The 12437-nt window shown below is 69.8% G+C and carries 11 protein-coding genes; 8 read left to right on the top strand and 3 right to left on the bottom strand.

Annotated features, from left to right (window positions below; all coding sequences use genetic code 11):
• Positions 1-5: 5 nt before the first annotated feature.
• Positions 6-1529, bottom strand: coding sequence for a M1 family metallopeptidase (locus ACFCVM_RS10390; protein WP_375836098.1), 1524 nt, complete (start codon positions 1527-1529; stop codon positions 6-8).
• 310 nt (positions 1530-1839) lie between these two features.
• Between ACFCVM_RS10390 and dnaK the strand changes: the two genes are divergently transcribed.
• The 4 genes from dnaK (at position 1840) to ACFCVM_RS10370 (ending at position 5837) form a co-directional block, all read left to right on the top strand.
• Entirely contained in the window at positions 1840-3714 is a 1875-nt protein-coding gene (gene dnaK, locus ACFCVM_RS10385) for a molecular chaperone DnaK (protein WP_375836097.1), read from the top strand.
• Positions 3715-3716: 2 nt separating this feature from the next.
• Positions 3717-4304, top strand: coding sequence for a nucleotide exchange factor GrpE (locus tag ACFCVM_RS10380; protein ID WP_375836096.1), 588 nt, complete (start codon positions 3717-3719; stop codon positions 4302-4304).
• A 111-nt stretch (positions 4305-4415) separates the two neighbouring features.
• Positions 4416-5411: a DnaJ C-terminal domain-containing protein gene (locus tag ACFCVM_RS10375; RefSeq protein WP_375836095.1), complete on the top strand. Its 996-nt coding sequence runs from the start codon at positions 4416-4418 to the stop codon at positions 5409-5411.
• Positions 5412-5420: 9 nt separating this feature from the next.
• Positions 5421-5837 carry a heat shock protein transcriptional repressor HspR gene (locus ACFCVM_RS10370; protein WP_375836094.1) on the top strand — a complete coding sequence of 139 codons (417 nt, stop codon included), beginning with the start codon at positions 5421-5423 and terminating at the stop codon, positions 5835-5837.
• A 24-nt stretch (positions 5838-5861) separates the two neighbouring features.
• Here the strand turns inward: ACFCVM_RS10370 and ACFCVM_RS10365 are convergent, their stop codons facing one another.
• A complete protein-coding gene (locus ACFCVM_RS10365; protein ID WP_375836093.1) occupies positions 5862-6590 on the bottom strand; it encodes a hypothetical protein in 729 nt (242 codons plus the stop codon).
• Between the two features lie 67 nt (positions 6591-6657).
• Complete coding sequence (locus ACFCVM_RS10360) at positions 6658-9405, bottom strand: cation-translocating P-type ATPase (RefSeq protein ID WP_375836092.1); 2748 nt, start codon at positions 9403-9405, stop codon at positions 6658-6660.
• Between the two features lie 104 nt (positions 9406-9509).
• Between ACFCVM_RS10360 and ACFCVM_RS10355 the strand changes: the two genes are divergently transcribed.
• From ACFCVM_RS10355 to ACFCVM_RS10340, 4 genes are read left to right on the top strand one after another with little or no spacing between them, the layout of a single operon-like run.
• A complete protein-coding gene (locus tag ACFCVM_RS10355) occupies positions 9510-10649 on the top strand; it encodes a class I SAM-dependent methyltransferase (protein WP_375836091.1) in 1140 nt (379 codons plus the stop codon).
• On the top strand, positions 10646-11605 hold the full coding sequence (locus ACFCVM_RS10350) for a DUF817 domain-containing protein (protein WP_375836090.1): 960 nt from the start codon (positions 10646-10648) through the stop codon (positions 11603-11605). Before ACFCVM_RS10355 ends, ACFCVM_RS10350 begins: the two co-directional genes overlap by 4 nt.
• Positions 11602-11892 carry an ATP-dependent Clp protease adapter ClpS gene (gene clpS / locus ACFCVM_RS10345; protein WP_375836089.1) on the top strand — a complete coding sequence of 97 codons (291 nt, stop codon included), beginning with the start codon at positions 11602-11604 and terminating at the stop codon, positions 11890-11892. The genes ACFCVM_RS10350 and clpS overlap by 4 nt, the downstream gene beginning before the upstream one ends.
• A complete protein-coding gene (locus tag ACFCVM_RS10340; protein ID WP_375836088.1) occupies positions 11889-12380 on the top strand; it encodes a DUF2017 family protein in 492 nt (163 codons plus the stop codon). The genes clpS and ACFCVM_RS10340 overlap by 4 nt, the downstream gene beginning before the upstream one ends.
• Positions 12381-12437: the final 57 nt, after the last annotated feature.

Below are 12437 nucleotides of genomic sequence, written 5' to 3'. Positions count from 1 at the left end.
CGTCGCTACGGCGTCGTCCAGGTGGCCGGCGGCTTCACCTGGTCGTACAGCCAGATCTGGAAGAAGGCGTCGAGGTCCGCTCCCGAGGCCTCCTCGAAGACGGCCTGGAACTCGTCGGCCGTCGCGGCCGAGTCGTCGTAGCGCTCGAGCCAGAGTCGGGTGCCGGCGAAGAACGCCTCGTCGCCGAGCTCGACGCGGAGCGCGTGCAGCGTGCCGGCGCCGCGGTCGTAGATCTGGCCGGCGAAGAGGCCCAGTGGGCCGGGATCGCCGATCTGGAGTTGCCAGTACGAGGCCGGACGGGCCTGGTTGTACCAGTTGTCGTAGGCCTGCTGCGCGGTGGTGCCGCCCGTGTGCTCGGTCCACATCCGCGTCGCGTACGTCGCCCAGCCTTCATTGAGCCAGATGTCCTGCCAGCGTTCGGGGCTCACGGCGTCGCCGAACCACTGGTGCGCGAGCTCGTGCGCGACCGTGCCCTGGCTCGCCTGGCTCGAGTAGACCGGGCGGGTCTGCGTCTCGAGGGCGTATCCGACCGAGTCGTTGTCGACGATCGCTCCGAACGAGGTGAACGGATACGGGCCGAATCGACTCTCGAAGAAGTCGATCATCGCGACCTGTCGACCGAGGCTCGCGTTCGTGGTCGCGAGCCGGGTGGGGGACAGCTTCGTGTCGACGGCATCGATGATCGGCACACCGCTCGACGAGACGGAGGTGCGAAGTTCGAAGTCGCCGACCGACGCGGTCGTGAGGTAGCTCGCCTGCTGGTCGGGGGCGTCCCAGAACCACGTCGTCCATCCGCCGGCCGTCTCCTCGGGTCGGGGCTGCGTGCCGTTCGCCACGGCGACCTTGCCCTCCGGCACGGTGATCGCGAAGCTGTAGCTCGCCTTGTCGGTCTGGTGGTCGCTCACGGGGTACCACGTCATCGAGCCTTCGGGCTCGCTCACGACCATGGCGCCATCGCGCGTGGTCACCCAGCCGTAGAGCGCCTCCTCGATGTCGAGCGGCCGCGTGGTCGGCCCCCCGTATTCGACGACCACCCGTGCGCTCTGGCCCGCCTTGAGTTTCGGGCGGGGCTGCACCGTGAGCTCCCAGACGCGTTCTGCGTCGTTCTGGACCTGCCAGTAGGCGGCTCCCTCGACCACTGCTCCGGTGGCCGGAGGGGCGACGAGCTTCGCGGTCTTGCCGTTCACCGTCAGCGAGCTGACCGTCATGCCGCGGAGGTCGAGGTTGAACCGGTCGAGGTCCTGCGTGGCGACGAGGTCGATCGTTGCGGTGCCCTCGAACTGCCCCTCGAGGGGTGCGGGCGCGGCCGCGGGCGGCGAGTACGTGACGCCGAGGTCGTAGTGCTGCACGTCGTAGCCGCCGTTGCCGGCGTTCGGGAAGTACGCATCACCGGCCCCGGGTGCGCCCGCCGTGTAGCGCGGCCCACCCGCTGCTCCTGGCGCTGCGACCGCTCCGGTCGCCCCGAGCCCTCCGATCACCGCGAGCGCGACCGTCAGGCCGCCGACCAGCTTCATCCGTCTCCCGTTCACGATCGTTCCCCTCATCGTCTCCACGTGGCGCTTGCGCGAAACTCTAGGGATGCGCGGACGAGGCCGGTAGCCCCCGGCGCGGAATACTGGACGCCTGCTGTGAGTTGAGTCAAGTACACTCAAGTTTCACCGCCTCGACTTGACACGTTCACGGGGCGCTGAGAAGCTTGAGTCGGCAAGGCTCAAGTCTTGCCTCAGGTACTTCGGTTGCGGGCCAGGAAGGGTCGAACCGGTATCCGGCCAGCTGATCCACAGGCCGTGCGGCACTCGCGTGCGGCCCGGACCGCTGGCGGAGAGAAGGAGAACACACATGTCACGTGCAGTAGGAATCGACCTCGGCACCACCAACTCGGTCGTCGCGGTCCTCGAGGGCGGCGAGCCCACGGTCATCGCGAACGCGGAGGGTCTGCGCACCACTCCGTCGGTCGTCGCATTCACGAAAGACGGCGAGGTGCTCGTCGGCGAGACCGCGAAGCGCCAGGCCGTCACCAACGTCGACCGCACCATCGCGTCGGTCAAGCGCCACATGGGCACCGATTGGAAGACCGACGAGATCGACGGCAAGCAGTACACGCCGCAGGAGATCTCGGCGCGCATCCTGCAGAAGCTGAAGCGAGACGCTGAGCAGTACCTCGGCGACACCGTCACCGACGCCGTCATCACGGTCCCCGCGTACTTCAACGACGCCGAGCGCCAGGCCACCAAGGAGGCCGGCGAGATCGCGGGCCTCAACGTGCTGCGCATCATCAACGAGCCCACCGCGGCCGCGCTCGCGTACGGCCTCGACAAGGGCAAGGAAGACGAGCTCATCCTGGTCTTCGACCTCGGTGGCGGCACGTTCGACGTGTCCCTCCTCGAGGTGGGCAAGGACGACGACTTCTCGACCATCCAGGTGCGCGCCACCGCGGGCGACAACCGCCTCGGCGGCGACGACTGGGACCAGCGCATCGTCGACTGGCTCATCAAGAAGTTCAAGGAGTCGACGGGCGTCGACGTCTCGAACGACAAGATCGCGAAGCAGCGCCTGAAGGAGGCCGCCGAGCAGGCCAAGAAGGAACTCTCCTCGAACCTGAAGGCGTCCATCCAGCTGCCCTACCTCTCGCTCACCGAGAACGGCCCCGCGAACCTCGACGAGACGCTCACGCGCGCCGAGTTCGAGAACATGACGAGCGACCTGCTCGACCGCACCAAGAAGCCGTTCGAAGACGTCATCCGCGAGGCGGGCGTCAAGCTCTCCGACATCGCGCACGTCGTGCTCGTCGGTGGATCGACGCGCATGCCCGCGGTCAGCGAGCTCGTGAAGAAGGAGACCGGCCAGGAGCCCAACAAGGGCGTCAACCCCGATGAGGTCGTCGCCGTCGGCGCCGCCCTCCAGGCGGGCGTCCTGAAGGGCGAGCGCAAGGACGTTCTGCTCATCGACGTCACCCCCCTCAGCCTCGGCATCGAGACCAAGGGCGGCATCATGACGAAGCTCATCGAGCGCAACACGGCCATCCCCACGAAGCGCAGCGAGACCTTCACGACCGCCGACGACAACCAGCCGTCGGTCGCGATCCAGGTCTTCCAGGGCGAGCGCGAGTTCACGCGCGACAACAAGCCGCTCGGCACCTTCGAGCTCACCGGCATCGCGCCGGCGCCGCGGGGCATCCCGCAGATCGAGGTCACGTTCGACATCGACGCCAACGGCATCGTGCACGTGTCCGCGAAGGACAAGGGCACGGGCAAGGAGCAGCGCATGACGATCTCGGGCGGCTCGAGCCTCCCGAAGGACGACATCGAGCGCATGGTGCGCGAGGCCGAAGAGCACGCCGCCGAAGACAAGGCGCGTCGCGAGTCGGCCGAGACCCGCAACCAGGCCGAGCAGCTCGTCTACTCGATCGAGAAGCTCATCAAGGACAACGACGACAAGCTCCCCGCTGACGTCAAGTCCGAGGTGCAGGGCGATGTCGACGCGCTGAAGACCGCGCTCGCCGGCGACGATGACGAGGCCGTGAAGTCGGCCTTCGAGAAGCTCAACGCATCGCAGGGCAAGCTCGGCGAGGCGATCTACGCCCAGTCGCAGCAGGCCGACGCGAGCACCGCGGCCGGCGAAGACGCGAACGCGTCGGGCGCCGAGGGCGACCAGTCCTCCGACGAAGACGTCGTCGACGCCGAGGTCATCGACGACGAGGAAGAGAAGAAGTAGCCATGGCAGACGAGAAGGAGACTCCCGAGGTCCCCGATCCCGACGCCGGCGCCACCGACGAGGTGACGGATGCCGCGGCATCCGTCACCCCGGAGGGGGCCGACCTCGAGGTCGACGACGACGAGGTGCTCACGGTCGACGACATCCTGAACGCGGCGAACGCCGAGGTGCAGGAGCCGAGCGACGAGCACCTGGCCGATCTCAAGCGCATCACCGCGGAGTACGCCAACTACCGCAAGCGCACCGAGGCGAATCGCGAGCTCGAGCGCGAGCGCGCCGTCGGCGCGGCCGTGGCCGTGCTGCTGCCAGTGCTCGACGACCTCGACCGTGCCGAGAAGCACGGCGACCTCGAGGGCGACGCTCCGTTCGCGACCATCGCCGCGAAGCTGCGCGGCTCGGTCGAGAAGCTCGGCCTCACCGCGTTCGGCGAGGTCGGCGAGGCGTTCGACCCGCAGCGTCACGAGGCGATCTTCCAGCAGCCCTCGGACGACGTCGAGATCGACACGATCGCCGACGTCGTCGAGACCGGGTACACCCTCGGCGGCACGCTGCTCCGCGCAGCGAAGGTCGTCGTGAAGACCCCGCAGTAGACCCGACTCGGCCGGCCCGCGGCATCCGTTCGCGGATGTCGCCGGCCGGCCGACACGGTTTTCCGACAGACTCAAGACAGACTTCAGACACACACGAGAGAGGAGGTGCCGGTGGCCAGTCAGGATTGGTTCGACAAGGACTTCTACAAGGTGCTCGGCGTCTCCAAAGACGTGAGCGACGCGGAGCTCAAGAAGACGTACCGCAAGCTCGCGCGCAAGTACCACCCCGACTCCAACCCCGGCGACGCTGCCGCCGAGGCGAAGTTCAAGGAGATCAGCGAGGCGCACTCCGTGCTCGCCGACCCCGAGCAGCGCAAGGAGTACGACGCCGTGCGGGCCATGGGGTCCGGCGCCCGATTCACCGCGCCGGGCAGTGCCGGCGGCGCCGGCGGCTTCGAAGACGTCTTCGGCGGCATGTTCGGCCAGGGCGGCGGAGGCCGCAGCCAGTCGTACACGTTCCAGCAGGGCGGCGACTACGACGACCTGCTCGGCGGGCTCTTCGGCGGCGGTCGCTTCGGCCAGCCGACGGGCGGCTACCGCGGCGCCGGCGGCCCGACCAAGGGCCGTGATGTCACGGCGTCGACGACGCTCGACTTCGTCACCGCCACCAAGGGCGACCAGATCACCCTGCAGACCTCCGAGGGCAAGCCGATCACGGTGCGCATCCCGGCGGGCGTCGCCGACGGGCAGAAGATCCGCCTGCGCGGCAAGGGGATGCCCTCGCCCGACGGCGGCGAGCCCGGCGACATCGTGCTGACCGTGACCGTGCGGAAGCACCCCGTCTTCGAGCGCGACGGCCTGAACCTCCGGGTCACCGTGCCCGTCACGTTCGCAGAGGCCGCGCTCGGCGCGACCATCCAGGTGCCGACGCTCGGCGGCGATCCCGTGAAGCTGCGGGTCGCCCCCGGCACGCCGAGCGGTCGAGTGCTGCGCGTCAAGGGCCGCGGCGTCACGACATCGAAGGGCACCGGAGACCTGCTCGCGGTCGTGCAGGTCGCCGTTCCCTCGCACCTCTCGAAGGACGCGGAGGCGAAGCTCGAGGAGTTCGCCGCCCTGCTCCCCGACGAGAACCCCCGCGACGAGCTGCTCGCGAAGGCGAAGGGCTAGGCGATGGAGATGAACGAGAGGAGCCCGCTCTTCGTCATCTCCGTCGCCGCCGAGCTTGCGGGCATGCACCCGCAGACGCTCCGCCAGTACGACCGGCTCGGGCTCGTCTCACCGACCCGCACCGCGGGCAAGTCGCGCCGCTACTCGATGCACGACGTCGTGCAGTTGCGCGAGATCGCCCAGCTCTCGAGCGAGGGCGTGAGCCTCGAGGGCATCCGCCGGGTGCTCGGGCTCGAAGACGAGGTGGCGACGCTGCGCGCTCGCGTGCGCGAACTCGAGGGCGCGCTCGCCGACGAGATGCTGAACCGCCCCGGCCGCCGCGTCTTCGCAGCGGGTTCGGCCGGCGAGGTCATCTCCCTGAAGGCCGGCACGCGGGTGCGCCGCGAGAACGCGGTCGTCGTGTGGCGTCCGCTCGAGCGGGACTAGTCGGGCTCAGCGGGCCTGCTCGGTTCAGCGACCCCAGGCGGAGGCCGGAGCCTCGATGACCTCGTAGGGTCGTGAGCTCCAGTGGGTGCCGTAGCCGTAGTGGCTCGAGGCCCACGCCGAGGCCCAGATCGCCTGCGCGGTGGCATCGGCCGAATCGCCCTGAGCGAGTGCGGCGTCGACCTCAGGGTATCGACCCGACTGCAGGTTCTGGGCGGCGTAGAACGCGGCCTCGATGAGCGTCGGATAGCTGCCGAGGCCCGAGCCGCCGCCCGAACCCTGCCCGTTGTTCAACGGGTTGTTGCGGTTCCACCAGTTGTCGGCGCCGTTCTCCTGGCGCATCCAGCGCATCATGAAGGTGACGTTCTCCTCGGTCACCGGCCAGGCGCCCTCGACGAGCACGAGCTTGGCCCAGTCGACGTTCGTGCCGCCGGCGACGAGGGTCTGGGCGCCGGTGGTCGCGACATAGGACTCGTGCGAGACAGTCGGGGCCGTGACATCCGATGCGACCTTGAGGTCTTGCACATCGCCGAGGTGCGGAGCGCTCGCAGACGCGAACGACGCGAGACCGCCGGGCTGCGGCAGCGGCGCGAAGGCGAGTCCGGCGAGCAGGCCGAGCACCGAGAGCACTGCGGCCGCTGCGAGCGATCGGCGCGGCTGACGTGCACGCGACGGCACCGGCCGCCGGGGACGCGTCACGGGCGTCGCGACCTCATGTCGCGCCGCCCGTCGTCCCCCGGTCCGTGCGTCCTGCATGCGGCACCGAGGGTAGCAAACCCCGCCGAGAGCCGCACCCAGTGAAGAAATCGGTGGTGATCGACCCTCAGCGGATGCCGGCCGCCGCGGCCACAGGGGATGCAGCCTGACGGCGCGCGAGCCGGCGTCGCCGGAACCACTTGTCGCCCTCGACCACGACCAGGAGGACCAGGGTCAGCCCGATGCACTCGAGCCACTGCCAGCCCGTGAGCGACACGGTGCCGAGCATGCGCTGGAACAGCCCCAGCTCGGTCGAGACGACGATGAGCACGACCGGCCAGATCAGGATCTTCGCGACCGCAGCGATGGGCGGGAGCAGGCCCGACTCGGGCGTGCGGCGCATGAGCAGGGCGCTCAGCACGGTGGAGAGCCCGAGCACGACGTACGCCATCGTCATCGACGCGGTCGGCTCGACCGGGCTCGGCACGTCGGGCCCCCACACGAGCGGCACGAGCGCGATGAGGAAGATGACCGCGCCGTAGACCAGCCACTCCACGAGCGACACCCGGTTGACGACGCCGACCTTCGGATCGCGCGGCGGGTGGTTCATGATGCCGGGCGGATTCGCGTCGGCGGCGATCGCGATCACCGCGAACAGGGCCACGAAGAAGTTGATGAACAGCACCTGGGCCGGGAACAGCGCGACGCCCTCCGCGATCGAGAACGCGCTCGCGGCGAGGAAGAGCATGATCAGGCTCAGCAGCTGCGTCATCTGGAAGCGCAGGTACGCGGTGATCTTCGAGTAGACGATGCGGCCGAGCTCGACGGCGTGCACGAGCGTCGCGAAGTTGTCGTCGGTGAGCACGAGCTTCGCGGCCTGCTTCGTCACCTCGGATCCCGAGCCCATGGCGACGCCGATGTTCGCCTGCTTGATCGCCGCCGCATCGTTCACGGCGTCGCCCGTCATCGCGACGATGGCGCCGTCGGCCTGCAGGAGCCCGACCAGTCGCAGCTTGTCGTCGGGCGTGACCCTGCCGAAGACGTGCAGGTCGGGGAGGCGACGCGCGAGTTCCTCGTCGCTCATCTGCTTGAGGTCGGCGCCGCTGACGGCCCCGGTGCCGAGACCCAGCTCGGCGCCGATCGCGCCGGCCGTGACGGCGTGGTCGCCCGTGATCATGCGCACGTCGATGCCGGCCCGGTGCGCCACCTCGACGGCGGCCTTCGCCTCGGCTCGCAGCGGGTCGACGATGCCGACGATGCCGAGGAGTGCGAGATCGGACACCCACGACATCGGGTCGGCCGCGACCCTGCCCTCGTCGGCGTCGTCGAGGAATCGGGCGGCGAAGGCGAGCGTGCGAAGGCCGGTGGCCGACATGCGCTCGAGTTCCGCCGTCGCCGCGTCGGATGCCACGGGCACGATCTCCCTCGTCTCGCTCAGCATCGTGACGCAGCGCCCGAGCACCACGTCGGGCGCGCCCTTCACGATGAGCACGAGCCGCCGCTCACCCTGCACCGGGATGCGCTGCAGGGTGGCCATGAACTTGTAGTCGGAATCGAACGGCACCTCGGCGAGGCGCGGGTAGTCCTTGCGGGCCTGATCGGCGTCGATGCCGAGTCGCGCGGCGAGCACCACGAGCGCGGCCTCGGTCGGGTCGCCCACGACGTCGCCTTCCGGCGACACCTTCGCGTCGTTCGGCAGGCTGATCGCGAGTCCGAGGGTGGGCGCGTCGAGCGGCTCGTCGGACGTGCCGAGCACCTTCCCCTCGAACGAGTAGCCCTCACCGACGACCCGGTAGGTGTTGCCGCCGAACCAGGCGGTGCGCACCGTCATCTTGTTGAGCGTGAGGGTGCCGGTCTTGTCCGAGCAGATCGCGCTCGTGGCGCCGAGCGTCTCGACGTCGTTCAGCGACGTGACGATCGCACGCTCCTTCGCGAGCCGCGAGGCTCCCCAGGCGAGCAGGCTCTGCACGAACACCGGCAGGCCGGTCGGGATCGCGGAGATCGCGACGGCCGTGGCCAGGAACAGCAGCTCGTCGAGGCTCTGTCCCCGTGCGAAGCCGATGATCACGATCACGAGCACGGCGCTCCAGGCGATGATGCCGAGCACCTTCGTGAGCCCGTCGAGCTCGAGCTGCAGGGGCGACTTCTTGTCGCCCACCTGCGTGAGCAGCGAGGCGATGCGGCCCATCTGCGTGCGCATGCCCGTCTCGACGACGACGACGCGCGCGGTGCCGCGAGTGACCGACGTGTTCTGGAACACCATCGACGTGCGATCGGCGAGTGCGGTCTCGGCGGGGTTCTCGGCCGGGCCCTTGGGAATCGGCAGCGACTCCCCGGTGAGCGAGGACTCCTGGGTCTCGAGGTTCGCTGACCTGAGGATCCGGCCGTCGGCGGGCGCGAGATCACCCGACTCCAGCTCGACGATGTCGCCCGGGACGAGTCCCGTCGCGTCGATCTGGAGCAGTGCGCCATCGCGGATGACCCGTGCCTTCGGGGTCTGCAGCTTCGCGAGCGCATCGACGCTGCGGCGCGCCTTGACCTCCTGCTGCGTACCCGTGATCACGTTGAACAGCACCAGGATCGCCACGATGATCGCCGTGGTCACCTGGCCGATGAGGAGCGACACGATCGTCACCGCGATGAGCATCAGGGTCATGAGCTCGAGCACCTGGCTGAGCGCGATGCGCCAGACGCTCGGCGGCGGAGCGCTCTGGAGCGCGTTGGGCCCCGCTTCGGCGAGTCGCCGCTCGGCCTCGGCCGCGGTGAGCCCGCGGGTCGCATCGGTCTTCGCCTGCACGATCACGTCGTCGGGGGCGAGGGCCCACCATTCGACGGCGTGGTCGTCGGTCGTGCTGTGCTGAGCTTCGATGGTCATCGCGAACCCCCAGAAGTCATATCGACACTCGACAGGCTAGTCCGGCGGACACCGTGAGCGGGAGAGGGAGTCGACATCGATTCGACGCGTCGTACGCTGGGGTGATGCCCTTCGAGTTCGGTGCCCTGCGGCGCCACCCCGATGTCGAAGGCCCGGGACTCGAGGCATCGGATGCCGCGGACCGCCTGATCCTCGACGAGGCCGCGGCGCTCATCGGTGCCGCGGGGCCCGGCGAGGTCGTCGTCATCGACGACTCCTACGGGGCCCTCGCCCTCGCCGCTGCCGACGCCGGCGCACGGGGCATCCGCGTGCACCAGGATCTCGTGACGGGAGAGCGGGCGCTCGCCGAGAACGCGCGCCGGCTCGGCCTCGGGAGCGAGGTGCGTTCGCTGCCGCTCGGCCCCGCGCTCGTCGCGGGCGCGCGGGTCGTGCTCATGCGCCTGCCGCGCTCGCTCGACCGGCTCGACGAGGTGTCGCAGCTCATCTCGGAGCACGCCGACCGCGGGGTCGTCGTGGCCGCCGGCGGCAGGATCAAGCACATGTCCCTCGCGATGAACGACGTGCTCGGTCGCAGCTTCGCGCGGGTCGACGTGAGCCGCGCCCGGCAGAAGTCGCGCGTGCTGCTCGCGCGCGAGCCCGTCGTCCCGCCGCGTCCGCCGGCTCCGGTCGCCGTGCACTGGCCGCGCAGCGCCCGGCACGACGACCTCGGCCTCACGGTCGTCGCCCACGGCGGCGTCTTCGCCGGCACCGGTGTCGACATCGGCACCCGGTTCCTGCTCGAGCAGTTGGGCGACGCGGTCCCGGATGCCGCCACCGCCGTCGATCTCGCGTGCGGCACGGGCGTCGTGGCGGCATGGCTCGCACGAGAGCGACCCGCGCTGCGGGTCACGGCGACCGACCGGTCGGCATCGGCCGCGGCATCCGCTCTGCTGACGGCCGATGCCAACGGAGTCGGCGACCGCGTGCACGTCACCCGCGCCGACGGCCTCGAAGCGCTCCCCGATGCGAGCGAGCGCCTCATCGTGCTGAATCCGCCGTTCCACAGCGACGCGGCGATCTCGACCGGCATCGCGGCGCACCTCTTCACCGACGCGGCGCGCGTGCTCGCTCCGGGTGGCGAGCTCTGGTGCGTGTGGAACTCGCACCTGGCCTACCGGCCGCTCCTCGAACGGGTCGTCGGGCGCACTCGGCAGATCGCCCGGAACCCGAAGTTCACGGTCACGGCCTCGCGGCGGGCGGCGTGACCGACGAGGCACCTGTCGTGACCGCCCGGGCCCGAGCGGTCGGCCGGGAGGACGCTCGACAGCTCACGGCCGTCGAACAGGCCCTCGACCGCGGTGCGCATCGCCTGCTCGCCGGAGCATCGGAACGCGGCATCCGTGCCGGCCTCATCGAGTTCCTGGTGTTCGGGGCGAAGCAGGCCTGGGCCTGCATCTTCGGCGCTGCGCTGCTCGCCGTGATCGTCGCCGCGCGGCTCTGGTACCCCGACGACGCGGCGCTCGCACGCAACGACGCCCTCACGATCGCCGCGGTCGTGATCCAGGTCGTGATGGTCGCGACGCGACTCGAGTCGGGGCGAGAGCTCTGGGTGATCGTGCTCTTCCACATCACGGGCACCGTCATGGAGCTCTTCAAGACCGACGTCGGCTCGTGGTCGTACGACGGCGACGGGGTACTGCGCATCGCCGGCGTGCCGCTCTTCACGGGCTTCATGTACGCGGCCGTGGGTTCGTACATGGTGCGCGTGTACCGGCTCTTCGACCTCGGGTTCACGCGGTACCCGCGGCGCTGGCTCACAGTCGCGGTCGCAGCGGCGATCTACGCGAACTTCTTCACGCACCACTTCATCGTCGACCTGCGCTGGGTGCTCGTCGCGGCCGTCGTCGTGGTGTGGTGGCCGACGGTGATGCACTTCCGGGTGTGGCGGCGCACGCCGCGCATGCCGGTGCTCGTGAGCTTCCTGCTCGTCGCCCTCTTCATCTGGTTCGCCGAGAACATCGGCACGTGGGCGGGTGCATGGCTCTACCCCGACCAGCTCGACGGCTGGCACCTCGTGTCGCCGTCGAAGCTCGTGTCGTGGTTCCTCCTGATGATCATCTCGGTGGTGCTCGTGACGCTCGTGTACCCGCCTCGCCCGCCGGTGACGGAAGCGCCCGGCGGGGTGCGGACGCGAGCACATCGTGTCAGGCTTGGAGAATGACATCGACGCTCGAGCAACTCGACACCGACGGCGCCCTGCGCGTCGAGGTCGAGCTGCCGTGGCGCACGGTCGTGTGGGACGACCCGGTGAATCTCATGACCTACGTGAGCTACGTCTTCCGCAGCTACTTCGGCCTCCCGCGCGCCGAGGCCGAGCGGCTCATGATGCTCGTGCACACCGAGGGCCGCGCCATCGTGGCGACCGGGAACCGCGAGGCCATGGAGCGGCACGCGCAGGCGATGCACGGCTACGGCCTGCAGGCCACCGTCGAGCGGACCGAGCCGTGATCGTCGCAGGGCTCGGCGGCGGCGAGGGCGTGCGCATCGTGCTCGAGACCGAAGAGGCGATGCTCCTCTCGGAGCTCGCCGACCAGGTCGACTCGGTGCTGCTCCTCGGCGAGGCCGACGACCCCGCGCTCGGTCGGCTGCTGCCGAACGCGTACCCCGACGACCACGAGGCCGGCCACGACTACACCCGCTACACGCGGGACAGCCTCGTCGACGGCAAGCGGCAGGCGGCGCAGCGAGTGCGCGACGCCACCGCCGTCGAGGAGCACGGCGGGGTCGTGCAGATCGAGCTCGACCAGTCGGAGGCGTGGGGCTGGCTGACCTTCCTCACCGACCTGCGTCTGATCCTCGCCGAGCGGGTCGGCATCGTCGACGAAGACGAGGCCGACGCCGACGAGACCCGCGACGACTACCTGCGGGCGGCCTACGAATGGGCGGGGTTCGTGCAGGGCTCGATGCTCGAGGTGCTCGACCCCATCAAGGGCTGAGCGTGTCCGAGTGCGGGTCGCTCTCGAGCGACGGACCCGATCGCTGGCATGCTGATG

Origin of the sequence: Agromyces sp. NPDC056389, assembly GCF_042262385.1 — a bacterium.
Taxonomy (GTDB): domain Bacteria; phylum Actinomycetota; class Actinomycetes; order Actinomycetales; family Microbacteriaceae; genus Agromyces.
This window is presented reverse-complemented; position numbering and strand designations above follow the sequence as displayed.

Coding starts and splice junctions, on each gene's coding strand:
- dnaK (WP_375836097.1), top strand. CDS start 1,840: ATGTCACGTGCAGTAGGAATCGACCTCGGCACCACCAACTCGGTCGTC.
- ACFCVM_RS10355 (WP_375836091.1), top strand. CDS start 9,510: ATGCCCTTCGAGTTCGGTGCCCTGCGGCGCCACCCCGATGTCGAAGGC.
- ACFCVM_RS10380 (WP_375836096.1), top strand. CDS start 3,717: ATGGCAGACGAGAAGGAGACTCCCGAGGTCCCCGATCCCGACGCCGGC.
- ACFCVM_RS10370 (WP_375836094.1), top strand. CDS start 5,421: ATGAACGAGAGGAGCCCGCTCTTCGTCATCTCCGTCGCCGCCGAGCTT.
- clpS (WP_375836089.1), top strand. CDS start 11,602: ATGACATCGACGCTCGAGCAACTCGACACCGACGGCGCCCTGCGCGTC.
- ACFCVM_RS10365 (WP_375836093.1), bottom strand. CDS start 6,590: ATGCAGGACGCACGGACCGGGGGACGACGGGCGGCGCGACATGAGGTC.
- ACFCVM_RS10360 (WP_375836092.1), bottom strand. CDS start 9,405: ATGACCATCGAAGCTCAGCACAGCACGACCGACGACCACGCCGTCGAA.